Origin of the sequence: Desulfovibrio gilichinskyi (assembly GCF_900177375.1) — a bacterium.
Classification (GTDB): domain Bacteria; phylum Desulfobacterota; class Desulfovibrionia; order Desulfovibrionales; family Desulfovibrionaceae; genus Maridesulfovibrio; species Maridesulfovibrio gilichinskyi.
The window spans coordinates 374,617-399,654 of record NZ_FWZU01000002.1; the positions used below are offsets into that span (position 1 = coordinate 374,617).

Annotated in this window: 22 protein-coding genes; 16 read left to right on the plus strand and 6 right to left on the minus strand. The window is 41.5% G+C overall.

The annotated features are described in order from the left end of the window. Window positions 1-89: 89 nt before the first annotated feature. From B9N78_RS06605 to B9N78_RS06620, 4 genes are all read left to right on the plus strand, one after another. Window positions 90-890: a DUF3100 domain-containing protein gene (locus B9N78_RS06605; RefSeq protein WP_085100190.1), complete on the plus strand. Its 801-nt coding sequence runs from the start codon at window positions 90-92 to the stop codon at window positions 888-890. Further along, on the plus strand, window positions 890-1,345 hold the full coding sequence (locus B9N78_RS06610) for a hypothetical protein (protein WP_085100193.1): 456 nt from the start codon (window positions 890-892) through the stop codon (window positions 1,343-1,345). The genes B9N78_RS06605 and B9N78_RS06610 overlap by 1 nt, the downstream gene beginning before the upstream one ends. Next, window positions 1,346-2,491: an amidohydrolase gene (locus B9N78_RS06615; protein WP_085100196.1), complete on the plus strand. Its 1,146-nt coding sequence runs from the start codon at window positions 1,346-1,348 to the stop codon at window positions 2,489-2,491. A 221-nt stretch (window positions 2,492-2,712) separates the two neighbouring features. After that, on the plus strand, window positions 2,713-3,645 hold the full coding sequence (locus B9N78_RS06620; RefSeq protein WP_085100199.1) for a DMT family transporter: 933 nt from the start codon (window positions 2,713-2,715) through the stop codon (window positions 3,643-3,645). A gap of 2 nt (window positions 3,646-3,647) precedes the next feature. On the opposite strand, the gene B9N78_RS06625 is transcribed toward B9N78_RS06620, so the two are convergent. Next, on the minus strand, window positions 3,648-4,199 hold the full coding sequence (locus B9N78_RS06625) for a cysteine hydrolase family protein (RefSeq protein ID WP_085100202.1): 552 nt from the start codon (window positions 4,197-4,199) through the stop codon (window positions 3,648-3,650). Between the two features lie 74 nt (window positions 4,200-4,273). On the opposite strand from B9N78_RS06625, the gene B9N78_RS06630 reads away from it, so the two are divergent. The 3 genes from B9N78_RS06630 (at window position 4,274) to B9N78_RS06640 (ending at window position 7,617) form a co-directional block, all read left to right on the plus strand. After that, window positions 4,274-5,320 (plus strand): GlxA family transcriptional regulator, encoded by a 1,047-nt coding sequence (locus B9N78_RS06630; protein WP_245805486.1) that lies wholly within the window; start codon window positions 4,274-4,276, stop codon window positions 5,318-5,320. Window positions 5,321-5,530: 210 nt separating this feature from the next. Further along, entirely contained in the window at window positions 5,531-6,709 is a 1,179-nt protein-coding gene (locus B9N78_RS06635) for an HlyD family secretion protein (RefSeq protein WP_170921385.1), read from the plus strand. Beyond that, a complete protein-coding gene (locus B9N78_RS06640; protein ID WP_085100207.1) occupies window positions 6,706-7,617 on the plus strand; it encodes a cation diffusion facilitator family transporter in 912 nt (303 codons plus the stop codon). The genes B9N78_RS06635 and B9N78_RS06640 overlap by 4 nt, the downstream gene beginning before the upstream one ends. An 84-nt stretch (window positions 7,618-7,701) precedes the next feature. Here B9N78_RS06640 and B9N78_RS06645 read toward each other — a convergent pair whose 3' ends face one another. Next, window positions 7,702-8,508, minus strand: coding sequence for an MlaA family lipoprotein (locus B9N78_RS06645; RefSeq protein ID WP_085100210.1), 807 nt, complete (start codon window positions 8,506-8,508; stop codon window positions 7,702-7,704). After that, on the minus strand, window positions 8,505-9,815 hold the full coding sequence (locus B9N78_RS06650) for an alpha/beta hydrolase family protein (RefSeq protein ID WP_137982500.1): 1,311 nt from the start codon (window positions 9,813-9,815) through the stop codon (window positions 8,505-8,507). The genes B9N78_RS06645 and B9N78_RS06650 overlap by 4 nt, the downstream gene beginning before the upstream one ends. Before the next feature lie 262 nt (window positions 9,816-10,077). Between B9N78_RS06650 and B9N78_RS06655 the strand changes: the two genes are divergently transcribed. The 5 genes from B9N78_RS06655 (at window position 10,078) to B9N78_RS06675 (ending at window position 15,365) form a co-directional block, all read left to right on the plus strand. Beyond that, window positions 10,078-11,703, plus strand: coding sequence for an ATP-binding protein (locus B9N78_RS06655; protein ID WP_085100213.1), 1,626 nt, complete (start codon window positions 10,078-10,080; stop codon window positions 11,701-11,703). Further along, window positions 11,700-12,392, plus strand: a complete 693-nt coding sequence (locus tag B9N78_RS06660; RefSeq protein ID WP_085100216.1) for a response regulator — start codon at window positions 11,700-11,702, stop codon at window positions 12,390-12,392. The genes B9N78_RS06655 and B9N78_RS06660 overlap by 4 nt, the downstream gene beginning before the upstream one ends. A gap of 170 nt (window positions 12,393-12,562) precedes the next feature. After that, window positions 12,563-13,540, plus strand: a complete 978-nt coding sequence (locus B9N78_RS06665) for a TRAP transporter substrate-binding protein (protein ID WP_085100219.1) — start codon at window positions 12,563-12,565, stop codon at window positions 13,538-13,540. Between the two features lie 58 nt (window positions 13,541-13,598). Next, entirely contained in the window at window positions 13,599-14,081 is a 483-nt protein-coding gene (locus B9N78_RS06670; RefSeq protein ID WP_085100222.1) for a TRAP transporter small permease, read from the plus strand. A gap of 9 nt (window positions 14,082-14,090) precedes the next feature. After that, a complete protein-coding gene (locus B9N78_RS06675; protein WP_085100225.1) occupies window positions 14,091-15,365 on the plus strand; it encodes a TRAP transporter large permease in 1,275 nt (424 codons plus the stop codon). Window positions 15,366-15,444: 79 nt separating this feature from the next. On the opposite strand, the gene B9N78_RS06680 is transcribed toward B9N78_RS06675, so the two are convergent. After that, the gene (locus B9N78_RS06680; RefSeq protein ID WP_085100228.1) at window positions 15,445-15,864 is read right to left on the minus strand and encodes a hypothetical protein; all 420 of its coding nucleotides are present in this window, start codon (window positions 15,862-15,864) and stop codon (window positions 15,445-15,447) included. Window positions 15,865-16,120: 256 nt separating this feature from the next. On the opposite strand from B9N78_RS06680, the gene B9N78_RS06685 reads away from it, so the two are divergent. Continuing rightward, window positions 16,121-18,001: a methyl-accepting chemotaxis protein gene (locus tag B9N78_RS06685; protein WP_085100231.1), complete on the plus strand. Its 1,881-nt coding sequence runs from the start codon at window positions 16,121-16,123 to the stop codon at window positions 17,999-18,001. 133 nt (window positions 18,002-18,134) lie between these two features. Continuing rightward, complete coding sequence (locus tag B9N78_RS06690; RefSeq protein WP_170921386.1) at window positions 18,135-18,857, plus strand: substrate-binding periplasmic protein; 723 nt, start codon at window positions 18,135-18,137, stop codon at window positions 18,855-18,857. 2 nt (window positions 18,858-18,859) lie between these two features. Here B9N78_RS06690 and B9N78_RS06695 read toward each other — a convergent pair whose 3' ends face one another. Beyond that, complete coding sequence (locus tag B9N78_RS06695) at window positions 18,860-19,666, minus strand: MBL fold metallo-hydrolase (RefSeq protein ID WP_085100236.1); 807 nt, start codon at window positions 19,664-19,666, stop codon at window positions 18,860-18,862. A gap of 192 nt (window positions 19,667-19,858) precedes the next feature. Here B9N78_RS06695 and B9N78_RS06700 point away from each other — a divergent pair, with 192 nt between their 5' ends. Further along, window positions 19,859-20,491, plus strand: a complete 633-nt coding sequence (locus B9N78_RS06700) for a hypothetical protein (protein ID WP_085100239.1) — start codon at window positions 19,859-19,861, stop codon at window positions 20,489-20,491. 71 nt (window positions 20,492-20,562) lie between these two features. Here the strand turns inward: B9N78_RS06700 and ettA are convergent, their stop codons facing one another. Further along, window positions 20,563-22,245 (minus strand): energy-dependent translational throttle protein EttA, encoded by a 1,683-nt coding sequence (gene ettA, locus B9N78_RS06705; RefSeq protein WP_085100242.1) that lies wholly within the window; start codon window positions 22,243-22,245, stop codon window positions 20,563-20,565. 333 nt (window positions 22,246-22,578) lie between these two features. Between ettA and B9N78_RS06710 the strand changes: the two genes are divergently transcribed. After that, window positions 22,579-24,894 carry a methyl-accepting chemotaxis protein gene (locus B9N78_RS06710; protein ID WP_085101293.1) on the plus strand — a complete coding sequence of 772 codons (2,316 nt, stop codon included), beginning with the start codon at window positions 22,579-22,581 and terminating at the stop codon, window positions 24,892-24,894. Window positions 24,895-25,038 lie beyond the last annotated feature (144 nt).

The following is a 25,038-nucleotide window of genomic DNA, read 5'->3' on the forward strand; positions in this document are numbered from 1 at the left end:
TAGAGGAACCGTTGTTAATTGACGGAGTGAGTCTAAGATACGCAAGTTGTTTAATTTTATTATGCAATTTGCCTTAATCGGAGTTAATTATGAATGATGCTGTGAAAAATGTGAAACTGCACCTGCTTGTGTTGGCATTGGTGGTAGTTTCGGAGTTAATCGGAATTATTACATTCAAGGTCGGGCCGGGGAAACTCGTTCTTTTGCCTCTGTTGTATGCAATGTTTATGGGTATTTTTACGGGGCCTAAATTTTTAAAACTTGCCAAAGAAAAAGATATGTTTCAGGCAAGTACACTTGTCGGTCTTGCTTTGCTTTTGCTTATGGCAAAATACGGAACACTTGTCGGACCTAAGTTTTATGACATATTGGAAGCCGGTCCTGCGCTTATTTTGCAGGAATTCGGTAACTTGGCGACACTGTTTTTAGGTATTCCTTTAGCTATGTACCTCGGCCTTAAGCGTGAGGCTGTCGGTGCGGCGCATTCGATTGCCCGTGAACCTAACGTTGCACTTATCGGCGATATTTATGGACTTGATTCAGCAGAAGGTCGCGGCGTAATGGGCGTTTATATCTGTGGTACAGTTTTCGGTACTATCTTCTTCGGACTGATGGCTTCTTTTCTAGCCGCATTTCAAATTTTCCATCCGTATGCGTTGGCGATGGCTTCCGGTGTAGGTAGTGCGAGTATGATGACAGCCGCAGTCGGAACTCTCAGTGCAACCTATCCTGCAATGGCCGGGCAGATTCAGGCCTTAGGCATAGCAAGTAACACCCTTTCCGGTCTTGACGGGGTGTATATGTCTCTTATTATTGCGCTCCCTCTCTCTAATAAGCTCTACCGCTATATCTACAAGCTTAAGTATAAAACCAGTCCGGAGAATGTATAATGACTAAACATACACTTATAGAATCAGTTGTAGTGCTCATAATTGTGGCCATTATGACTCTTATCGGAAATTATGTCGGCTTTCATAACAATATGGTTGAGGCACTGCCTGGTATGGTAATATTGTTGCTGCTTTGTATCGCTGGCGTTGCAACAAATATGTTCCTGATCAAAAAAATACCTTCAGTCTTATTTGTTATCACATATGGTGTAATTATCAGCCTTCCTTCCTTTCCGCTTTCAGTAGTGACTAATGCCTACCTCGCAAAAGTCAGTTTTCTTGCACTTACCACTCCTATTCTTGCTTACGCAGGTGTTGCTATCGGTAAGGACCTTGCTGCATTCAAGAAAAGCGGATGGCGTATTGTTATTGTAAGTTTGGTTGTTATGTTCTCAACATATATCGGTTCTGCTGCTATTGCTCAGGCCGTATTGAAGTACATGGGAGCAATCTAAATGGCATTAAATGCGGATGTGATTGCATTGCTGGATGAATTTAAAGACATACGTCATAAGATTCATCAGCATCCTGAAGTTGGTCTTGAAACAGCTCAGACTGTAGTTTTGATTAAATCAAAACTGGATGAGTACGGTATTTCTTATGAAAATATCGGAGTTAATTCTCTTGTTGCTGAAATCAAAGGCAAAGCAGGGGACACAACTGTAGCTTTCAGAGTGGACATGGACGGGCTTGAGATGAGCGAAGAAAACGACTTCTCTTATAAATCTCAGGTTGAAGGTCGCATGCATGCTTGCGGACACGACGGGCATTGCACCTCGCTGATTGCGCTTGCCGCTTATCTCTCTAAGCACAGAGATTTCAACGGTACGGTTCTGTTGCTTTTCCAGTCCGGAGAAGAAGGGTATGAAGGCGCGTTGCGCGTCATTGAAGATTCATTTTTCGACAAATATAAAGTCGATTATATGTTCGGTTTTCATGCATGGCCGGGGCTTGCTTCCGGTAAAATTGCTGTTCACAACGGCGCATGCATGGCTTCTGAAGACCGTTTTGAAATTATGGTGACCGGTAAAAGCGGTCATGCATCTATGCCTCATGTCTGCAACGAACCTTTTGCCGCAGTAGCGGATATTATTAAAGGTTTGCAGACAATAGTAGGACGCAAAGTTCCTTCGCATGAACGCGGAGTTGTCAGTATAACTCAGGTTCACGGCGGCAGTCTGCGTAATGGAATCCCCGATAACGTAATGGTTCAGGGTAACGTTCGTACTTGTAATGAAGATGTGCAGGATTTAATTGAAGAATCAATAGCACAGACAGTTGCAGGAGCATGTGCCATCTATGGAGTGAAAGGGGTGCTGGACTATGTCCGTAAACATCCTGTACTTATAAATTCCACTCCTGACGTTGCAAGAAAAGCGGCTGAGAAAGTAGTTGGCCCAGAAAATGTTGTAACAGATTTGGAATCATCAATGGCTGCCGAGGATTTTGCCTTCTTTATGAAGCATACCAAAGGCTGCTATGTGTGGATCGGAAACGGCGTTGATTCGCCTCCGCTGCACAACAGTAAGTTTGACTTCAATGATGAAATACTGCCCGTTGCGGCAAGCTTTTTCATCGCAGTGATTGATGAACTTTTATAAGTCTCATTAATCGGGTTTGTGTAAATTGCCGGGATAATCGTAAATCTCTGATTCTTTAACGAGAGTCAGGGATTTACGTATTTTAGAGTCTAGGCATTTAAGTTACTGTATTCACATTGTTTGGCCTAGTACTGCGTAGACAAACACGCTCGCTATGCGTAACAATTTAGCCTTATTAAATAATAATATCAGAATCGGTTACTGCAGATATGGAGCTTGGCATGAGAATTATAATGATCGGCATTTTAGCCGCATTTTTTTTCAGTACAACTTTTGTTTTGAATCGGGCAATGAGCCTTGATGGCGGGCACTGGGTCTGGTCGGCAAGTCTGCGGTATTTCTGGATGCTTATATTTTTGTCTGCGGGGCTTTTGGCAGTAAGGCGGAAACTTTTCATTGAAACTTTGAAATTGTATTTCCGGCATTGGTTTTTCTGGACTATAGCCGGAGGAATCGGTTTCGGGCTGTTTTACGCTTTGCTATCCTTTAGTGCTTCTTACGCCCCCGGATGGGTGGTTGCCGCAACATGGCAGACAACTATTCTCGCCACCCCGATAGTACTACTGCTTTTCGGCAAAAGGATTCCGCTGCGGGCCATGCTTTTGACTTTAATAATTTTTGCAGGTGTCTTGCTCGTAAATGTTGAACAAGCCGGATCAAATCCAGTAAGTGAAATTCTGCTGGGAGCTATTCCCGTTTTTATCGCAGCTTTCGCCTATCCGTTCGGGAATCAGATGGTATGGGAAGCCCGGCAGAGTGGTTCGCGTTTTATTCCTCACCTTGAGAGTCCTGCCATGGATGACCCGTTTTGCAGAGTGCTGCTTTTGACATTAGGATCGCTTCCGTTATGGGCGGTGCTTATAGTCGTATTATCGCCACCTGCACCTGCTATGAATCAGATTCTCAACACTGCTCTAGTCGCGATTTTTTCCGGAGTTATTGCTACGAGTCTGTTTCTTTATGCCCGCAACAAAGCCACTTCTGCCGCAGAACTGGCTGCGGCAGACTGCACTCAGTCCATGGAAGTGGTTTTTTCTTTGCTCGGTGAAGTCTTTCTGCTTGGCGGAGCATTGCCGGGGCCGATGGGCTGGGCTGGAATCGTGCTCACCATGCTCGGCTTAGCGCTTTATATCCGAGTGCAAAACGTCCGCTAATTTCAGCCTTCAGCTATAAGCTCTTCTGTAGAAACCATCTTTGCGTAGACAGAACCAAGAGCAGCCATGAACGATGCGTGTACTTTGTTTGATGATACTTTTACTCCGTCAAATTCAAGCACTGCCGCGGCGCAACCGTCGTGAACTACAGTGCAGGAATATCCTAAATCAAACGCGGCTCTGGTTGTTGCATCTACACACAGATTGCTCATCATGCCGACTATGGTTAAGTCTGTAACCGCAAGCGAACTTAGCACTTCCCCCAGTTTTGTTTCACGAAAGCTGTTCGGAAAATGTTTCACAATTACATGTTCCCCTTCATCAGGTTTAACCAGCGAATGAAATTCCATTCCATATGTGCCGGATATAAAAAATGTTGATCCTTCACGAATCGATTCATGTTGCACATGAATGATCGGAAGCTTTTTTTCTCTGAAAAAATTTAAAACTTTAGCTGCATTTTTTCCGGCAACTTTGCTCTTTTTAAGTTCCATTTTGCCACCGGGGAAATAATCATTTTGGATATCAATAAGGATAAGTGCTTTTTTACTCATTTTGACTCTCTTTCAAGTTTATAAGGTGTTTTCTAAATGCGTCCTGAAAAATAGAATGCACTTTGGTTGCAAAAATGAATAGTGTCGCTATTGACAATATACATGCTAAAAACGACAGTAACTCCATGCCATCAATTACAATACTGAACTTAAAGAATAGCCTGCTCTCAGGAGTCCTTGGACCGCTGGAAATATTCACGATTGCTAACACAATAGCACAGCAAGAGAATTTAAGCACTGCCGGGAATGTAGCGCTACTAGAACCGCTGGAATTAGCCTCCATTGATGGAAATGCGGTCAGCGGATTTACAGGAGTTTCGCTCGCAGTTCATAAATCTATTTCACAAGTTAAAGCTGATATTGTAATAATTCCACCCATATTCGGTGAGCTTGAGTCCGCTAGAGAAAATAAATATCTCATACAACAGCTTGGTAGAATGAGCAGTGAAGGAACAATTATAGCAACTGTTTGTGCGGGATCATTTTTGCTGGCAGAGACAGGTTTTCTGGATGGGAAAATTGCAACAACTCATTGGAAGCTAACCCGTGAGTTTGAGAATTGCTACCCCAAAGTAGATTTACATTCAGAGCAAATGTTGATTGACGGCGGAAATTACATTTGCGCAGGAGGCGCAATGGCATGGCAGGATTTAGCCCTGCATATTGTTGCCAGGTTTATGAATAAGGAAATAGCCTCAAAGTGTGCTAAAACTTTAGTGATGGACAGTACCCGAAACGTGCAGACTCCTTACTTTATGTTCGATCAACACCTCAAGTCCGGTACTGGATTTACTGATCGCAATATTGAAATCGTGCAGAAATGGATGCAGCAAAATTATTATCGACACGTCGAACTTCTTGAGCTTGCTGAAATCGCTGAAATAGGAGTGCGCAGTTTTCTACGCAGGTTCAAACGGACGACAGGTCATACTCCTGTGCAATATTTACAGCAGTTGCGGATTGAATCGGCAAGGCATCTGCTGGAAGTCAGCAATATGAATATTGAAGAGATTACTGAAAGAGTCGGATACGAAAACGGGTCCTCATTTAGAAGATTGTTTAAAAAGAAAACAGGTCTGACTCCTCTTGAATACAGAAAGAAATTCAGTAGAATTGTTTAAGTGGTGTTTTGAAAATTTTTTGTACGGGAAAATGATTTGTCCTTATATTTCACAGAATTTCTTATAACTCATCGTGATTTATTTAGAAAAGGGTGATTAAAAAGTTGGTGCATTAACGCTTTAATATATGTACATTTTTTTCAATTATATAATTCACTGTTCTTAACAGTAAGTATGGGCCGATTAAGTCATAATCCGGAGTACAAAGGAATGAAGATCAATTTACTTAGTAAAAAGGTTACATGGATGGTTGTGATCGTTATCGCTCTACTTCCATTGCCTTCTATTGCTAATTATATGCAACGGTTTGTCGTTCGCAATGGAATCGTCACTGCATTTCGGTATGAAGTTCATGCTCCCATTGACGGAGTCGTTGAAAATTTATCGGTCAGACCGGGGTCTGTTCCGGGAGTTAAGCCTGTTCTGCTGCTGGGCAACAGGCGAATGACAGGGCAACATGAAGCTTTGGAGCAAGAACTTACTTCTCTTGAGCAAAGCCTTAAACAAAGCATAGAGATTCGCGTAGAATATTTGGATAGAATCTCAAGGGATCTTGATCAGAGCCTTGGCATATTACGGGCCCGTTTGATTGGAGAAAAAGCCGCGCAGGAAGAATCTGAACATCGTCGTGACAGGACACTGAAACTTGTCAAATCATCTGTTGCAACTAAGGAAGATGCAGACAGGGTTGAATCTGAATATCGAAAAGATGAAGCAAAGGTAAAAACTACTCAACTGGAAATAATACAACTTAAGGAGCGTCGGCAGATGCTTGATAAGGGGATGATTCCACAAGATTTGTCTGATGGAGTACTTCAGGTTCAGAGTAGAATTAATATATTGCAACAGTCTATTCTTGCATGCAAAAGGCGGATGAGTGAAACCGAGACCGGCATTATCGATAATTCAGTTCCTTCTAAAGATTCTAAGCAGAATATAAACAATCGATCTGCCAGAGCCTCTGTTATGATACCTGACACATCCGTTATATGGGAAGTGGATGTGCAAAATGGTATGGAGGTCTCCAAAGGAGACCGGATTTTGTCTTATATTGATCGCAGCAGACTTATGGTTGAAGTTTCGGTTGATGATGCTGTTTTGGAGCTTCTTAAACCGGGGCATCCTGTTAAAATACGTTTGTTCGGTAAAACAAATTTTATTGAAGGAAAGGTCAGCAGGATAATGGGTTCAGCTGGGATTTGGCATTCCAGTTTGCTGGCTGCAAGCATCAAGCAGAGGGCTGTCCGTGACGGTCGTGTTCTTGTTCAGATTGAAGATAAAGAGCTTTATAATGATGTTGAGAAATTTTGCGGTGTCGGGCGTACCGCTTATGCTGAGTTTGAGGGAATAGGACTTCTGGAACAGTATTTCGGAGTATTTCTGCGATGAGCCGCAAAGTCTACACACTGTCTCAGCAACAGCTGGATAAAGAAAGTGCTGTATTCTGGGCAATTATTCTGGATACGACAATTCTGACTTTTTTAACGATTGTCGGAACTCTCTCCGGATCAATGACAGCATTATCGGAGATTGTACGGTTCGCATTGCTGCTCTCAATAGAATATATTTCTTATGTAGTGCTGAGGCGGGCCCACAGAGGTAAATTCAGTGAATTTGAATTCGGAATAGGTAAGATAGAACGGATTACTAATTTAGTAGTTGCTTTCGGGTTGCTACTGAGCAGTATGTATATTTTTTCAAAAGTAATCTCAATGACTGAAAGTGCTCCTATATCCACAAATAATCTGATGCTTACAATTGTCGGAGCAGATCTTAACCTTCTGGTTAATTACTATTTTTCTATCATGTTCATCCGCTCCAATCAGACTGAAAGTTCGGTCATCATTTCATCTCAAATTTCTGCGCGTATTGCCAAAACAGTTGCCTCATTTGTTGTTTTAGGTGTTTTGATGCTCACACTGTGGATTCCTGATCCTAAGATGGCTAGAATGGTTGATTTGTGCGGATCATTATTTCTGACAGTGTATATGGTAATCATCGCCTACGGCCTGATCAAAGAAAGTCTTCCTGAAATTCTTGACCGCACTATTCCGGAGCCTGATCATTATCAAATACTCAGAATACTAGCTGAAAATTTTGATCAGTATGACGGCTTTTCCGGATACAAAGCCCGCAGAGCAGGTAAGGATTTATTTATACTTTTAAAATTGTGCTTTTTCTCAACACAGACCCTTGAGCAGATCGAGGCTCGTCTTCAGCCGGTACGAAAAGCTTTTGAAGCTGAAATGCCCGGATCAAGTATCACCATAGAAACTGAAATGATGTGTAAAAAGTAATTTGTCAGATTAAAATAATCTTACGCGATTACGCTTGAACATATAAATAAATTCAGCAGGACTTATAAGGAGATATTAAAACCTTCAGTCCTTTTCAATATCCAGCTTACGCTTGGTGGAATAGAGGAAGCGTATAAGGTCATATTCGAATGGTGAACCTGTCTGATAGTACTTGAAAGGAGTGTTGGCTCGTAAGTTCAGTCCGCGTATGGTAGTATCAACAGCCCCGATAAGAGTTCTTCCGTCTTTTATTTGGAGCAGATTGTAGAGTTGCACCGTTTCCACCCAGAGTAGAGCAGAGTCTGCAGCAAGCCCTACGGAGTCACGCACATTGGAAGGTCCGAACAACGGCAGAACTACATACGGTCCGTCGCCGATTCCCCATACTCCAAGTGTGTCAGCTGTACTTGTCACAACTCTTTCAATTCCCCAGCCGGTAGCCACATCAAATATTCCTAAAATACCGAATGTTGAATTTATAATCACTCTGTAGCAGGACCTTAAAGCTTTTTCGCCTCGCCCTTGCAGGGAACTGTTCAGAATAGCATTAAGTTCATTCATATTATTAATGGTGTTGCTGACTCCCTTGCGAACAGGGGTAGGCAAAACCGTGGTATATAAATCTGTGGCAGGAAGGAAAATGATTCTGTCAAATATGGCATTGAACGCGTATATATTGCGGTTCATCGGCCCCCATGGATCGTAAACATCAAGGAAACCCAGATCGGCCTCTTCGCGCGCTATGTTTGCAGATGTAGGAGAGTGTGACACTGGTGTCATAAAGCGTGTCGGCGGCAGTGTCATCATAGGATCGTCTTTTTGAATAGTCGCGCAGGCAGGGAGAAGCGCGAGAACCACGGTCAATAATAGCAATTTTATGCGGGTAGTCATAATTTCAACATCTCCTGCGCCTTAGCCGCAAAAGGCTTGAACATGATGTTCCCGCAATGCCCGCCGTGAGCGAAAAATACAGCTCTGCTGCCGAATGTTTTTTGCAGAAAACCGACTTCACTTTTATCCAGAATAACATCGTCCAGATTTCCCAGTACAAAAATTTTATTTGAAGTTTTAAGATACTCTTCAATGCTCTCCAGACTGCAGCGACGGATGAGTTCTTCTTTTGTTATGCCGGGCGTAATAAATTGCTGATACGGCAGCAAATATTCATCTACGTATCTTTCAAAAGTGATTGCCGCGGCGATTTTTGTGTAAGGCAGCAGGTCGTCTCCGGTGGACAGGGTTTTGCTTACAGGGACAATATACCCGGCATTGATGCACACATCAGAGGTGAAAATCATATTTGCAGAACTAAGTCTGAAGGATGCGGCAATAACGGCTTTGAGATCCATTTTTGAAAAGTTGTTATGATTAGATAACGCATAAAGAAAGTTATCATCAAAGTCTGTTACATCTGTATTCAGATACATTTCTGAAAAAGAATGAATCAATTCATCAATAACCTGGCGCGGTTCTTTGCCGCCGAGATTTTCAGGGGTCAGCCATGAATCAAAACGCAGCGCAGAGTTATAAAGATTTACAGGCGGATTGATCATAAGTACTTTTTTGAAAGAGAAATCTTTACGAGTTTCATCAAGGTGAGCAATAAAAGCTGAGTGCATAGCTCCTAGACTGTAACCTGTGATTTCGTAACCGTTTATTTCGTATTCATCTTCAAGTTCGGTTTTGATCCATTTCATAACGCGGTATAAATCTTCAACATCGTTTGGAACATAACCCGGCGCAGCGTATCTTGATGCGCTGACTACAAAATTCATATGAGTTGGAGATGAAAGCGCAACAACATGAAATCCGGCCGCGTAAAAAAGCTGAACTAAAAATTTCATTTTCGTGGAGTTATGCTCTGATCCGGTTCCGGCTATTATAAATAGAAGCGGAGCTTTTTCTTTCTGCATAGCTGTAGTGTAATTAAATTCTTTACTATACCAAAAAATCCCCGGGATTCTACGGTCTTCTATTTCTATTTGGCATTTTTTAGTTTCGGCAGGTTCAGAAAAAGTCTGCATAAGATCTGGAGGAGTTCCAAAGATGGTAGCCTTGTATGGATCAACTATAGGGAACTCTGTCGTAGAGTTTGAGCTGGAAGCAAAAGCTGTGCTGTAAAAAAACAGCACAGATAAAAATATTAAAAAATAAGCGGCGATGCTTTTTTTTTCTATACTATGTTTTAAAATTATCATCTTTGTTTGATATCATTTTGCATTAAATTTGTAAATGTAATGATAAAAGTAGCTGTAAAGTACTTTATGTGAATTCATTTTTACAGTTTTTTAAATCAAAATATATAGAATTAATATTCGCATTGCAGTGTAATCACTTTATTGAATTGTTTATTAAAGTTGCAGGCAGGAAGTAAATTGCAATATTCATATAAGTGTAATAACTTATGTTGCTGAAATTATTCACTCTCAGAGTCCTGTTCATTATCAAGCGGAGTTCTTTATGCCTAAATTAAAATTTCTAGATTATATAAAACCGAAAACGATTCAGGCTTATCTTGTTTATATGGTAACCGGTATGGTCCTGGTCCAGATCGGTATTACCTGGTTTCTGGTTTCAGATCTTACATCGAATACTCTTAAGGAGCAGATCGGGCTTCGTGCAATGCAGACTTCGCAAACAATAGCCGAAGTTCCCATGATTCGCGAAGCTTTGCTGGCGGAAGATCCGGGCGGAAATATTCAAGTGATGGCTGAAAATATCCGGAAAAAAATAGGGGCGACATATGTTGTTGTCGGTGACGCTACAGGTAAACGTTACTCTCATCCTGTTCAGGAACTGGTGGGGAAGTATTTTGTAGGTGGTGATACTGGGCCTGTCTTAAAGGAAGGAAAGTCATATGTTTCGGAGGCGGTCGGAACTCTCGGACCTTCTATGCGCAGTTTTGTTCCTGTTTTAGGGGATAATTCTAAAATATTGGGTTTTGTCTCAGTTGGATATCTGACAGAAAATGTACAGAAAAACATTACCGATCATCTGAATAGACCCTTGTGGTTCATTTTCGGGCTTACTTTGATCGGCCTTTTCAGTACTGCATATATTGCCCGCCATTTGAAAAGGGTTACGCTAAACCTTGAGCCTGCCGAAATTACTAACCTTTATCTGGAACGCGGAGCTGTATTGGAAACTATCCGCGAGGGTGTAATCGCAACTGATGATAAGGGTGAAATCAGGCTGGCAAATAAAGCCGCACTCAACTACACCTGCTTTAATTCAGCTGAACTTGTCGGCAAAATGATGGGGGATGTGATTCCCTGTGCAGGTCTTGATCATGCCCTTACGACAGGGGAAAGTGAATATGATCAGGAGCGGATTGTTAACGGTCAGGAACTGATTTTTAACATAGTTCCGGTATTGCAGGGCGGCGAGGTAAAAGGGTTGGTTGCCAGTTTCCGGCGTAAAGATGAGCTTGATAGAGTCTCGCATGAATTATCGAGTATTCAGGCATATTCTGAGCTTTTGCGTGGTCAGACCCACGAATACTCTAACAAACTGCACACTATCGCCGGACTTATCCAGATAGAAGCGTATCAGGAAGCTCTTGATCTCGTTAAATGCGAATCGTCCGGGTATGAAGACCTGATTATGTTTCTTAATAAAGCTGTTCCGCATCCAGTAATTGCGGCAATTGTGCTGGGAAAATTCAATAGAGCTAAAGAACTGAAAGTACCGTTTGATGTTGATCGCGAAGGAACTATGGTAGATGTTCCGGATTGGATTAAACAGGAAAAAATTGTTACTATTGTAGGCAACTTACTGGATAATGCTTTTGAGGCCGTGGTCGGGTGCGGGAAAAAAGATTGCAAAGTGCAACTTTCTTTTACAGATCTCGGAAATGATATTGTATTTGAAGTTGAAGATTCAGGCCCCGGCATACCTCCTGACAGGATCGATCATGTTTTTGAGAAAGGTGTTTCTTCTAAAGGGACAGGGCGGCGCGGATTGGGTCTTTATCTGGTTAAGCAGAGACTTGATGAGCTTGGAGGTTTTGTCTCGGTTTCATCTGACGGGGCGGAAGGAACTTTGTTTTCTGTAATCATTCCTAAAATAAAGCGTAGTGGAATATGAATCCGATCAAAGTCATGGTTGTAGAAGATGATGCCAAAATAGCGGATCTTCATCGTAGGTTTACTGAAAAAGTAGAAGGTTTTGAAGTTGTTGCCATTGCGCAGGGTCTTGATGATGCGAAAGAAATGATCGAATTATTCGAGCCTGACCTGATCTTGCTGGACCTCTATTTTCCGGAAGGTACAAGCCTTGATATGCTGCGCGAAATTCGCACAAAAGGGCTTGAAACTGATGTTATACTAATTACTGCCGCGCGCGAAATGGGGCCGCTTAAAGAAGCTCTTCGTGGTGGAGTTTTCGATTATATTATAAAGCCGGTTATTCTGGAAAGATTTAAAGCCTGTCTTACAAAGTTTCGCGAGTATTACAGCCGTTTGCATAATTCAGAAACATTGGAGCAGAAAGATGTCGATAATATGCGGCATCCCTCCGCGGCAGCTTCTACGCCGCCTCTGTCTGTAGATCTGCCGAAAGGTATAGATCCTCTCACTTTGAAGAAGGTAAAGAACGTTTTTAAAGACCCTGATACCGTGAGCGGTTTAAGTGCCGAAAATGTCGGAGAGCTTATCGGAGCAAGCAGGTCGACTACCCGTCGTTATCTTGAATACCTTGTCTCAATCGGTTTTATTTATCCTGACTTAGTTTATGGAACAGTCGGGCGACCTGAGCGCAGGTATTTCCGCAATTAATTCTTACGTGAACATTATGAACAAAATCACCGTAAAAAATTAAAAAGTCATTAAACCCTCAATAAGTTTTTTAATTGTTTTTTCTATAAAGTCCGGTTCATAGCCAGATTTTATTTTAAAATGTTCCGTTAATTAAAGAACTTAACATCTGTTCAGTCAGAGGAGGGTCCATGAAACGTTTGATCACAATCATGTTTGTTGCTTTTTTAGTAGTAACAATGTCAGTTCCCGCATTTGCAGGAAAAGTTGTCCTTAAACTCGGTCACATTGCTGAGCCTGTTCATCCTTACGGACAGGGTGCTGAAAAATTCGCTGAACTGGTTAAAGAAAAATCAGGCGGCGATATCATTGTCAAAGTATTCCCCTCCTCACAGCTCGGCGGACAGAAAGACCTTATTGAAGGTCTGATCTACGGAACCATAGATATGGCTCTGGTCGGTACTGCCGTTTTAGGTCAATTCCAGCCGCAAATTTCTCTTTTTGATATGCCTTTCCTTTTCGAAAACAGAGAACATGCTTACAAATCACTCGATACTGTCGGTATGGAAATAGGTAAGCCTCTTGAATCAAAAGGCATCAAATTGCTCGGTTATATGGAAAACGGTATCCGCCACGTCACCAATAATGTTCGCGAGGTAAAAACACCTGCGGATATGCAAGGGCTCAAAATCAGAGTCATGACCAATAAAATCTACATTGAAATGATGAAGTCACTCGGCGCATCTCCTACACCCATGGCATTCGGAGAACTTTACTCTGCAATGCAGCAGGGAACTGTTGACGGTCAGGAAAATCCAAGTGCACACATCTGGACCAAACGGTTTTTTGAAGTTCAGAAATACGCTTCCAAAACAGCACATTCCTACGCACCGGAGCCTCTCGTAATGTCTATGATCAGCTGGGGAAGGCTCGATGCAAAACAGCAGCAGGTTATCATGGACGCAGCTAAAGAAGCCGTTGCATGGCAGCGCGACCTCTCAACCCAAAAAGATGAAGAATACTGGAAGCTCATCGAAGCAACCGGGAAAATCAAAGTTATTGAAGTTGATCGTTCACTCTTTGTGGAAGCAACCAAGCCTGTTTATGAAAAGTTTGCACCTATCGTAGGGCAGGATAATATTGATAAGGTTAACGCCCTTAAAAAATAGTCATCATAATTCAGGGCCGGAAGTGCTTTTCGGCCCTGTTTTTTAAGGAGGGGGTCTGATGGATAAATTATTTGATAGATTGCGCGCAGTTCTTTACTGGATTTCAGTATCCTCAATGACCATCATGCTGGGGTTGATTTTTTTTCAGGTTGTATCCCGTTATTTCTTCGGGCACACATTTGAATGGTCTGAAGAACTTGCAAGATTCTTGTTCGTATGGGTCGTCTTCCTGGGGTCAGCGCTGATCATGGGTGAAAGCGGGCATCTGGCAGTACAGATTCTGCCTAATAAATTTAAGGGTACAGGGGTAGGCGTCGCTATAGAGATTCTTATTAATCTTTGCAGTTATGCTTTTACATTGCTTCTCCTTATACAGGGAGCGAAAATGACCTCGGTAATGACATTTCAGATGGCCCCCGGGCTTGGGATTTCAATGAGCGTAGTCTATTCAATTATCCCGATCAGTGCCTCACTTATGATGCTCTACCTGTTTAAAGATACAGTGCGAATTGTCAAAGAAATCTCAGCACGGAAAAACTAGGAGCGCATCATGGAAGCAGTATTATTATGCACTTTCTTAGGATTGACTTTCCTCGGAGTTCCGGTCGCTTACGCACTGGGACTTTCCGTTTCAGTAATTTTATATCAATATCTTAATATTCCGCAGGTCATGATTACTCAGGTCATGTATTCCGGAATTGATTCTTTCTCCTTTATGGCTGTTCCTTTTTTTATGCTTGCAGGGGCATTCATGTCAGCCGGTGGTGTAACTAAGAGACTGGTAAACTTTGCTCAGTCGCTGGTCGGCTCCTTTACCGGAGGTTTGGCTCAGGTTGTTGCTGTTTCCGGTATGTTCTTTGCGGCTATTTCAGGATCATCAGCAGCAACAACTGCTGCAATCGGTTCAACGATGGTCGATGAAATGGAAAAGAAAGGATATCGCCGTGAACTTGCAACAGGGATTGTTGCCGCCGGAGGAACTGTAGGGATTGTTATTCCGCCTTCTATCACATTGGTCGTTTTCGGTGTTATTGCCGGAACATCAATCGGTGATCTCTTTGTAGGCGGTTTGGTTCCCGGACTGCTCATGGGTTTTACCATGTGTATAGTCAGTTATTTTATTGCGAAAAAAGAAGGAATTCCTGCTGAAGGTTCATTTTCAGTTATGAATGTTCTCAGGTCTTTCAAAGAATCTTTCTGGGCACTTATGACTCCGGTAATTATTATCGGAGGAATTTATGGCGGTATTTTTACACCGACTGAGGCTGCTGCGGTTGCAGCCGTTTACGGCATCTTCGTCGGATTCTTTATCTATAAAGAACTTACGCTGAAACAATTCCCTAAAATTATCTTTCAGGCTGTAATGGGAACGACAATGATTATGTTTATTGTCGGAGCAGCAAAAGTTTTCGGGTGGATGCTCACCAATCTGGAAATACCTCATCATATCGGTGAATATATTGTTTCCCTTACAAGTTCTCCGATTGTGTTCCTTTTATTGATGAACGTATTGTTGCTGTTCATCGGAACGCTCATCAATGCTTCGGCAGCTATCGTTATTCTTACTCCTATCTTCCTGCCGGTAGCAATAAAACTTGGAATTGATCCTTTGTTCTTCGGAGTGTTGATGGTTGTCAACCTTGCAATCGGGTGTATTACTCCTCCGGTCGGATTGGATTTATTTGTTGCCAGTGCAATAACAAAAGTTCCACTGGAAAAAGTAATGAAGGCCTCAACCCCTTACCTTATTGCTTTGCTTGCCTCATTGCTTTTGATGACATTTTGTCCTGCAATTATCACTACTCTCCCTAATCTCTTACGCTAGAGTAAAAAGATTAGAATCAAAAAAAGGCGTTTCGGTATTACACCGGAACGCCTTTTTTAAGTTTAAGTGAAGTTATAAGCTATAGAATTACGTGAGGCTCAGGCAGGTATTCCACAATCCATTTGGTCCACTTTTCCGGTTTAACTATTTCGAGAATTTTAGCGGAAATTTCAAACGGTTCAAACGGATCTTTATAATCATCTAGAATTACAGGCCCCTTAAAAACAGGCGAAAAATCACCGCGGCAAAATGGCTCTATCGTGAAATCAAACATATCAATTAAGTAGCCGTCAAGGTTGCCCTTAGCTATCCAGTCAAAACAAATTTCAAACCCCGGCTTGCTGTGCCGTGAAAATCCGATAACATAAGCCTCTTTTTCAATTTCTCTATCTTCGTCTTCCATTTTAAATGATGATTCAGTCACTTCAACATAAGGCTGTAATGATATCACTTCTAAAACTATGTCTTGAAATTGCTTAAGCGTTAAAACCTTTTTCATATATGGAAACCTTAGCTTTTGTCTTGTTGTTGTAAAAATCTGTGTAAGTTGAATACAGTTTTATACAGCGCATGCCAATCAGCAAGTTGAGTATAAAAGTCAAGTTAATGATCCTCTTTTCAAAATTGTATTTGTTCTTGTAGACATATTAGCTCATGAATAATAAAGATATTACTAGTTATATTTCTTAGGGGTCGAGCTGTGCCAGTCTTCAATAATAATAAGATGAATGACTAGTAAGTCTAGTGGAGGATTTATGCTCAATTGGATTTCGAAAAGTCTTTTAAGAGTTATTTTAGTTCCGATCATATTCTTAATAGCCATAGGAATAAGTGTACTGATTTTTTACGTACAAAGTTCTTCGTATAAAATGGTTTTGAAAAATGAAGTTCGGTCGGCAACAAGTCAAGCTGAATTAGTGACTTCTGCATTGGGATTGTTCATAAATGACTCTGTCTCTGCTGTTAAAAGTTTGGCAAGTCGTGAAGAAGTGATAGCTCTACTTAATGGTGATTCTAGTTCGGCGAAGTTTTTTTTCAAAGAGAAAGTAAGAACAAACCCTGAAATATGGGGCATTGTCGCATTCGATAAAAATGGTAAAATCGTTGCCAGCGCTGATAAAGACGGCGAAGATTTAACTGGTTTTGATATAAGGTCCAGAGATTACGTCAAATCAATATTAAACGGTCAAAAAACGTATATTACCAAGTCTATTATTAAATCAAAATCAAATGGTGATCTCCTTTTTGGCGTAAGTTCAGGCGTGTACACTGCAGAAGGTTCTTTGTCTGGCGGGGTCGCCGTCTTTGGCGACTGGACAAAATTCACATCAACTTTTGTGACTCCTGTTGTTATAGGAACGGAAGGTTATGCCGCTGTTTTAAATGAATCAGGCATAATGCTGGCCCATCCGTCAAAGGATTTGATTTTGACAGATTTAAGCAGTGCTTCTTTTATAAGTGAAGCTTTGAGCAAAAAAAATGGAGAGAGCTTCTATGATTGGAAAGGTCGCTCCAAACTAATGACTTTTAGAACAGATCCATCCACAGGATGGGTGGTATGCCTCACTGCGTATGAATCAGATCTTGCCTCTGCAGCATTGCAGCAGCGTAATGTTCTCTTGTTTATGGGGATAGGAATTATTTTACTCGTTTCCATATTAGTTATCTATTCTTTACGGAAATTAGTGGTTGGACCGGTAAAGGATGCGGTAGAAGCTTCTGGTTCAATGGCTAAAGGAGATTTGACTCAATCAGTCTCCAGTTCTGCGCAAAATGAAATAGGATTGTTGATGCGTTCTTTGGGGAGCATGGTATCTTCACTGCGAAGAGTTGTTGCTGATGTTCAAACGGCTACTTATCAGGTTTCCGGCGGAAGTGAAGAAATAGCCGCAGCTTCACAGGATCTGTCTAGCGGTAGTTCAGAACAGGCCGCTTCTGTCGAGGAAGTTTCTGCTGCAATAACCCAGATGAACGGGAATCTTGAGCGAAGTACAGTTCTAGCTGAGAAAACACGTAAAGTAGCTGTTAAAACAGCCAAAGATGCAGTTGAAGGTGGTAAGGCTGTTACTCAAACGGTTGCAGCCATGCGTGATATTGCAGAGCGGACATCCATCATTGAGGAAATAGCCAGACAGACAAATTTATTGGCACTTAATGCTGCTATTGAAGCCGCAAGGGCAGGTGAGCATGGCAAAGGTTTTGCTGTAGTTGCTTCAGAAGTAAGGAAGCTTGCAGAACGAAGCGGTGTTGCAGCCGGAGAGATTAGAGAGCTTACCGGCTCAAGTCTGGAAGTTGCTGAGAAAGCAAGACTTATGCTTGATGGAATTATCGTTGATATTCGCAGCAATGAAGAGATGGTTGCAGAAGTCGTTGCTGCCAGCCGTGAGCAGCATGAGGGAGGGGAGCAGATTTCTGTGTCAGTGCGCCAGCTTGATGAAGTTATTCAGAGAAATGCTTCATTTGCAGAACAGCTTTCGTCAACTGCTCAGGAGCTATCGGCTCAGGCTGTTAAGTTGCAGGAAACAATGCAGTTTTTTGATGTTGATGGAACAAAGAGAGTTTATTCAGGTGAGGTCGAGAGCGATGATCGTTACAATCACATAGCACTACCGGGGTCTGATGAAGACGGGTTTTAGCAAATGTAATTTATTAGCATAGTTGGCAAATTGTTTGAGTAAATTTTATTTTATGAATCTCTGGGTTGATTTAAAACCAATATTTAAGATCAGATTTTTCTTAACTTCTTTTAGTAAGTTTTGCGTCTGTTTTATGCTGTGTTTTATTATTTTTCCTGGATATGCACTGGCTGATGCTGATAAAAAAGTTGTTCTAAGCACGCTTGAATGGCCTCCTTATACTGGAGAAAAATTACCTGATAAGGGCAGAATTTCAAAATTGGTAAAGGCTGCTTTTAACGCTATGGGATATAAGGTAGAATTCAGATTTACCCCATGGAAGCGAGCCATCCGCAATGTGCAGAAGAGTCAAGATATACTTGGGTATTTTCCAGAGTATTATTCAGCAGCGCGGGCTCAGGACTTCATATTTTCTGACAGCATAGGATGCAGCCCCATAGGGGTCCTGATGAGGGTGGAAAAACCTGTCCTATGGGACAGTGTTGCTGATCTCAGTAAATATAGAATTGGTCTTGTTTCCGGATACGTTAATACTGCTGATCTTGATGAACTGGTTGTAAAGGGTAAAATGGATATTGACTATGCGCCAAGTGATGACAGCAATATAAAGAAAGTAATAAGAAACCGGATTCACGGTGCTGTAGTCGATGTTAATGTTTATAATTATATTTCTCTTGCAGATTCAGATGTTACCAAGTTTCGAACTAAGCTAACTTTTTTTAATAAATTGCTCGGGATTAACAGGCTGTATGTGTGTTTCAGAAATAATAAAAAAGGGCAAAGATTGACCCGTATTTTTAACGAAGGTTTGAAGAAAATAGGTTCTGCAAACCCAAATTATGACAAGTGTAACTAAAATTATAATTCTAGTTTTCCGCTGATTTTTTGTGCTGAAACGTATGCAATATTTTCAGCGTGTGTTTCTTTGTAAAAAGAAGTCAGCGATTCAGTTATTTCAATTTCTTTTTCATTTATAAGATCGTTCAGATATTTTAAATTCTGAGTAATTATTTCAGGTCCGCCGGTCGCTCCATGAGCAGGTATAACTGTTTTAAGTTTTGTATTGTCTTCCCATTTTTCAAGTTCAGTTATCCAATTTGTAATGGGTGAATTTTTGTTGATACACGGAAAAGGTGTTTCCACACTGTCGCCGGCTAGAAGAATCCCTTTTTCAGGAATAAAGCAGACAATTGAATCCTCAGTATGCCCTGCAAGACGGTTAATTTGAAGTGTCATCCCGCCTAAATCTATTTCCAGTTCATAATCAAAAACAACATCAGGTGGAATCAGTTTGACTGAGTTATATAGTTCAGGTTGATTTTTTTGATATTCTTTTAATGTTTCGGGAACGTCATGTGAAAACCTTTTGAAACATAAACGATGAGCAATGATTGATTTGATAGGTCTGGTAACACCCGCAGTTCCCCATATATGATCCCAATCAGCATGGCTGTAGATGATGGAAAGTTCCCGGTTACCGATAATTTTTTCATACTCAACCATGTCATACGGTCTGGATAGAGTATCGAAGATTACTGCTTTTTCCGTTCCTAAAATTAAAGCTCCGCGGACGGCATAGCCTTCGAGCTGAACAATCTTGAAATAAATTTCATCATCAAATCGGTTAAGCAAATTGAGTACCCCATCATGGCGTGTAGATAACATTTTTTACTACGGTAATTTCTAAAAGGAATAAGCGCAATTGAAACTGAATCAATGGTTGCACGGTTGATTTAAGAAATTCAGTATTGAGTTTGATTCATTCTTTCATTTGTGCTGGCAACAGGGTAAGTCCTAAGTAAAAGATAATGCGTTATGCACTGATAACATTAGGAAACTGAAATAAGGATGTTGCAAATGTATTCAGCCGGATTGACCTCACTTAGTTACGAAAAACCTGCTCTATATCTTCTCTCAGTTTTGCTAGGTAGCGGATTTCAGCTTGGTACAAAGTTGACAATTCCATCAGATATGGGGGAACTGATTTTTAAATCCATCGATTTGATTCAGGTGCGGGGAAAAATCCCGTTGCTTAAAATTGATTTTGAAGAGGCAATGGATCAAACCTCATTTGAGTTTCAATATTTCGGTCATGTCGCACCGCAAAAGTTCCATTCAGTAAAAGTTGAGAAAAGTGATAATGAATTGATCGAATATACTTTTGCAGATGTGAACAAAATTTATGGAAAGCTTGAAGCTGATTATGATCAAAAGATAAGTATTGATTCAATAGATATTAAGCTTTTATGCGGCAGTCTTTATCTGTGGAGATCATGTGTTGCATTGCCTAAAATCTGTGAGGAATCTTTATCTAAATATTTTAAAAAAATGAAATCAGTTTCACGGTATGAATGGAATCTTGAATTATATTTTGTTGATGTAAATAAGATTATTGAGAAATGGTCGTGCGTTGTTCCGACTGAAAGCCATGGTGATAAATGGGTTTCAGTAGAGCTTTGTAACGGTATCGTTGAGAATGTTTGTGTTTAGAAGACTTAGCCGCAAAAAAAGCCCTCATAAATTTTATGAGGGCTTTTCTATTTTAAGCAAAGAGCAAATACTTAACGGGTAAGTTTGCGGTACTTGATGCGGTGAGGCTGGTCAGCTTCTTTACCAAGTCTTTTCTTCTTATCTTCTTCATATTCAGAATATGATCCTTCAAACCAATATGTCGTAGAATCCCCTTCAAAAGCGAGAATATGGGTAGCTATGCGGTCGAGGAACCAACGGTCATGGCTGATTACCAGTACACAGCCGCTGAAGTTGTTCAGTCCTTCTTCAAGGGAGCGCATGGTGTTGACATCAAGGTCGTTGGTAGGTTCATCGAGCAGAAGCACGTTTCCGCCTTCCTGCAACATCAGCGCAAGATGTACGCGGCTTCTTTCCCCGCCGGACAGGACAGAACATTTTTTCTGCTGTTCAGATCCGGTCAGGTTGAATTTTCCTACATATGCGCGTGCGTTAATTTCCCGGTCACCAAGTTTGATGAATTCATTACCGCCGGAAATAATTTCATAAACAGTTTTGTCAGGATCAAGAGCGTCACGGTGCTGGTCTACATGAGTGACCTGTACTGTTTCACCAACTGATATTTCACCTGCATCAGGCTTATCCTGTCCTGAGATCATTTTGAAAAGCGTAGTTTTACCGGCTCCGTTAGGGCCGATAATACCGACAATAGCTCCGGCAGGGATCATGAAGTTTACGTTATCGAGAAGCAGCTTGTCTCCGGCCTGTTTACGGATTCCTTTTGCTTCGATAACTTTTTTACCAAGACGCGGTCCCGGTGGAATGTAAAGTTCAAGATCTTTTGCCCGTTCGTTGGATTCTTGATTAGCCAGTTCTTCGTAGGCCTTAACTCTGGCCTTGCTCTTAGCATGGCGTCCTTTGGGAGACATGCGTATCCATTCAAGTTCGCTGGAAAGTGCTTTGATTCTTTTTTCGTCAGTTTTAGCTTCGTTTGAAAGTCTTTTCTCTTTCTGCTCAAGCCATGAAGAGTAATTACCTTTCCATGGAATGCCGCGGCCGCGGTCCAGTTCCAGAATCCATCCCGCAACATTGTCGAGGAAGTAGCGGTCATGTGTCACGGCAATGATTGTTCCTGCATAGGTTTGCAGATGTCTTTCAAGCCATGCAACTGATTCAGCGTCAAGATGGTTTGTAGGTTCATCAAGAAGGAGGATGTCCGGTTCTTGAAGTAGTAAACGGCAGAGAGCTACGCGGCGTTTTTCACCACCGGAAATAACGGATACCGGAGTATCTCCGGGAGGACACCGCAGAGCATCCATGGCCATTTCTAATCTGGAATCAAGATCCCATGCGCCGTTTGCATCCATTTGTTCCTGAACGTTTGCCTGCCTTTCAAGCAGTGCATCCATTTCTTCAGGTTCCATCGGCTCAGCAAACTTGGCGTTGATTTCATTAAATTCGTTAACAATTGCAGCAATATTAGCAACGCCTTCTTCGACTACCTCACGGACAGTACGGTTTTCGTCAACCAGTGGTTCCTGTTCAAGGAAACCGATTGTGTAACCGGATGAAACATGAGTTTCACCTTCAAAGCTTTCGTCGATTCCTGCTAAAATTTTAAGAAGCGAACTTTTACCGGACCCGTTAAGGCCGAGTACTCCGATTTTAGCTCCATAAAAATAGGAAAGAGATATGTCTTTAAGGATCGGCTTCTTGTCATAATATTTGCTGACCCTGACCATTGAATAAATGATCTTATCAGGTTCGTTACTCATTTTTAATTACCTCTTTAAAATACGTTTTGAAGAATACACTTGTGGCAGAAAAACACTTTGTAAGCAATGGAGGATTGTCTCGCCGATTTGTTCGGCAACTAATTTTTGTTTTATATCATTTAAATTTTTTTCCTTAATATCTTTTAAAAAAAAATACTGGAAATTAATTATGCTGTGTTGTAGTTTTATTTAAATTATAGTTTTAATATTTAATAGTTATACGAAGGCTAAGTAAGAATGTTATCTTGAACAGGGCTTTTGCCGTTGTGCAAGTTGAAATAATAAGTGGAAAATACGGGCAATTTAACTGGAAAGCCACAAATGGGAGATTTTATGAAAATTAAAAGCATCAACACTGTGATAACTATTGTAATATTCGTACTGGTTGCAACAACTTTTTCCGTTTGTGTGTGGTGGGTTGCAGGCGATACTTATGATGCACTTTTTAAAGAGCAAAAAAAGTCGATGGCTAGTATGGTTGATGAGTCAATGAACGCCCTTGAAATGTATATAGGACAAGGACAAGATCTTGCAAATGTTATTGCAAATGATCCGAGGACTGTTTCAGCTCTCAGCGGGGGCAGCCTTAATGAAGCTGACAGTTTTTTGAAATCTTTGATGGGGGTTTCAAGAGATTACGCGGTTGCAATGATTTTTGATAAAAAAGGTATTATTGTTTCCGGGTACACTAATACAGGTAAGAGTGCAGCTGGCGGGGACAGGTCTTCACGTGAATATGTAAAGAAAATTCTTTCCGGTGATGACCAATATGTTTCGCATGAAATTTTAAAATCAATGAGTGCCGGCGGAATTCTTATTTTTTCCATTGCGAACAGTGTCCGTGATGCAAACGGAAATATTGTCGGAGGTGTTGCGGTATTTCCAAAGTGGGAAAAGTTTACCAGTACTTTTGTAGATCCTTTCCGCGTTGGTAAAGATGGATACTGTTTAATGATTGATGGCAAAGGGCAGATTATTGCCCATGCTACGGATAAAAGTTTGTATTTGAAGAATTTTTCCGATTTGCCTTTCATGAAAAGTGTTATGTCAAAAAAGAACGGTGGTGAATATTATGAATGGCAAGGGCGTGAAAAGTATATGGAGTACAAAACTATTCCACTCACAGGTTGGACTTTTATTGTAAGTGCTTATGAATCTGATTTAACTGCTGCAGCTACCAATCAGCGAAATGTTTTGATTGTTGCAGGAGCTGCAGTTGTTCTTTTGCTTAGTGGATTAATGGTTACACTTTTAAGATTTCTTATTATTAAACCTGTTTCAAATATTCTTGAATTTTCCGGTGAAGTAGCCGGCGGCAATCTCCAAGCTGAGCTTCATGGGACTTACAGATATGAATTTAATGCGCTGGCTGAAAAAATAAGCCATATGGTTTATGAGCTAAAAGAAAAACTGGGCTTTTCCGAGGGAGTTCTTAAGGGACTGGTTCTTCCATGCGGTCTTATAGGACCGGATGGTAAAATTCTGTGGACTAATAAAGAGTTGTGCGAACTCGTTGACAGTCCGCACACTCCGGAAGGGGCTGTCGGTCTTTCTGCCGGCGAGTTTGTGTTCGGTGATCCAAACAGAGAAACTCTGGCGCAGGCCGCATTTAGAACGCAGGAGAAACAGGAAGGAGAGATTGAACTTAAAACTTTCTCCGGTAAGCTTAAGAATATAAAAATCTCAACGACTCCTTTCTATGATATGGACAAGAAGCTGCTTGGTGCGATCGCTATCTGGATTGATATGACAGATCTAAAACAGCAGGCTAAGAAGGTAGCTGAGCAGAATGCGAGAATGACCCGTGCTGCTAAGGAAGCGGAATCTATTTCACAAAATCTTTCAAGTGCATCCGAAGAGCTTTCTGCCCAGATTGAACAGTCAAGCCGAGGTGCTGAAGATCAGCGAGATAGAGTAGGCGAGACTTCTGCCGCAATGGAAGAGATGAACGCTACAGTTCTTGAAGTTGCGCGTAACGCCGGAACTGCTGCGGAAGATGCCGACAGTGCAAAAGAGAAAGCTCAAAACGGGGCTAAAATCGTAAGCAGTGTTATTGAGGCTGTAGAAGGTGTTAAGAAACAGGCCGATGCCCTTAAAAGTTCAATGGAGCTCCTTGGGGTGGAAGCTGCTGAAATAGGCACCATTTTGAGAGTTATTAATGATATCGCCGACCAGACGAACCTGCTTGCTCTTAATGCGGCTATTGAAGCTGCAAGAGCCGGTGAAGCCGGGCGCGGATTTGCCGTCGTTGCGGATGAAGTCCGTAAACTTGCCGAAAATACTATGGCGGCAACCAGTGAAGTCGGTGGAGCTATCAATAAAATACAAGGTATGACTACTGAAAATATTAAAGCTACTGAAGAAGCTGCCAAGTCAGCTCATCGCAGCAGTGAACTTGCTAATGAATCCGGCAAAACTCTTACTGAGATTGTTCACCTTGTAGAGAGCGCCGCTGATCAGGTAAGAAGTATCGCTACTGCCGCTGAACAACAGTCTGCAACCAGTGATGAAATCAACAGAGCTACAGAAGATATCAGCAGAATCTCCATGGAAACATCGCAGGTTCTGGACGAATCCGCTAAAGCTATTCAAGAAGTTGCTTCCATGGCATCAAGGCTGAATTCGGTGATTGAAGACATTCAGTCTTAGTAATAGTTCAAGTTTAAATTGTTTTAAGGATGAGAAAACCCTCCTGCTGATGCGGGAGGGTTTTCTTTATATAAAAGCATTTCTTGCAACTATACTGTAGAATATATAAATTAAACTTAATCGAATCGGCTGTTTTTATCGGCT

Excerpts from the sequence above, each read along its gene's own strand:
- B9N78_RS06605 (WP_085100190.1), top strand. The coding sequence starts at position 90 with ATGAATGATGCTGTGAAAAATGTGAAACTGCACCTGCTTGTGTTGGCA.
- B9N78_RS06610 (WP_085100193.1), top strand. The coding sequence starts at position 890 with ATGACTAAACATACACTTATAGAATCAGTTGTAGTGCTCATAATTGTG.
- B9N78_RS06615 (WP_085100196.1), top strand. The coding sequence starts at position 1,346 with ATGGCATTAAATGCGGATGTGATTGCATTGCTGGATGAATTTAAAGAC.
- B9N78_RS06620 (WP_085100199.1), top strand. The coding sequence starts at position 2,713 with ATGAGAATTATAATGATCGGCATTTTAGCCGCATTTTTTTTCAGTACA.
- B9N78_RS06625 (WP_085100202.1), bottom strand. The coding sequence starts at position 4,199 with ATGAGTAAAAAAGCACTTATCCTTATTGATATCCAAAATGATTATTTC.
- B9N78_RS06630 (WP_245805486.1), top strand. The coding sequence starts at position 4,274 with ATGAATAGTGTCGCTATTGACAATATACATGCTAAAAACGACAGTAAC.
- B9N78_RS06635 (WP_170921385.1), top strand. The coding sequence starts at position 5,531 with ATGAAGATCAATTTACTTAGTAAAAAGGTTACATGGATGGTTGTGATC.
- B9N78_RS06640 (WP_085100207.1), top strand. The coding sequence starts at position 6,706 with ATGAGCCGCAAAGTCTACACACTGTCTCAGCAACAGCTGGATAAAGAA.
- B9N78_RS06645 (WP_085100210.1), bottom strand. The coding sequence starts at position 8,508 with ATGACTACCCGCATAAAATTGCTATTATTGACCGTGGTTCTCGCGCTT.
- B9N78_RS06650 (WP_137982500.1), bottom strand. The coding sequence starts at position 9,815 with ATGATAATTTTAAAACATAGTATAGAAAAAAAAAGCATCGCCGCTTAT.
- B9N78_RS06655 (WP_085100213.1), top strand. The coding sequence starts at position 10,078 with ATGCCTAAATTAAAATTTCTAGATTATATAAAACCGAAAACGATTCAG.
- B9N78_RS06660 (WP_085100216.1), top strand. The coding sequence starts at position 11,700 with ATGAATCCGATCAAAGTCATGGTTGTAGAAGATGATGCCAAAATAGCG.
- B9N78_RS06665 (WP_085100219.1), top strand. The coding sequence starts at position 12,563 with ATGAAACGTTTGATCACAATCATGTTTGTTGCTTTTTTAGTAGTAACA.
- B9N78_RS06670 (WP_085100222.1), top strand. The coding sequence starts at position 13,599 with ATGGATAAATTATTTGATAGATTGCGCGCAGTTCTTTACTGGATTTCA.
- B9N78_RS06675 (WP_085100225.1), top strand. The coding sequence starts at position 14,091 with ATGGAAGCAGTATTATTATGCACTTTCTTAGGATTGACTTTCCTCGGA.
- B9N78_RS06680 (WP_085100228.1), bottom strand. The coding sequence starts at position 15,864 with ATGAAAAAGGTTTTAACGCTTAAGCAATTTCAAGACATAGTTTTAGAA.
- B9N78_RS06685 (WP_085100231.1), top strand. The coding sequence starts at position 16,121 with ATGCTCAATTGGATTTCGAAAAGTCTTTTAAGAGTTATTTTAGTTCCG.
- B9N78_RS06690 (WP_170921386.1), top strand. The coding sequence starts at position 18,135 with ATGCTGTGTTTTATTATTTTTCCTGGATATGCACTGGCTGATGCTGAT.
- B9N78_RS06695 (WP_085100236.1), bottom strand. The coding sequence starts at position 19,666 with ATGTTATCTACACGCCATGATGGGGTACTCAATTTGCTTAACCGATTT.
- B9N78_RS06700 (WP_085100239.1), top strand. The coding sequence starts at position 19,859 with ATGTATTCAGCCGGATTGACCTCACTTAGTTACGAAAAACCTGCTCTA.
- ettA (WP_085100242.1), bottom strand. The coding sequence starts at position 22,245 with ATGAGTAACGAACCTGATAAGATCATTTATTCAATGGTCAGGGTCAGC.
- B9N78_RS06710 (WP_085101293.1), top strand. The coding sequence starts at position 22,579 with ATGAAAATTAAAAGCATCAACACTGTGATAACTATTGTAATATTCGTA.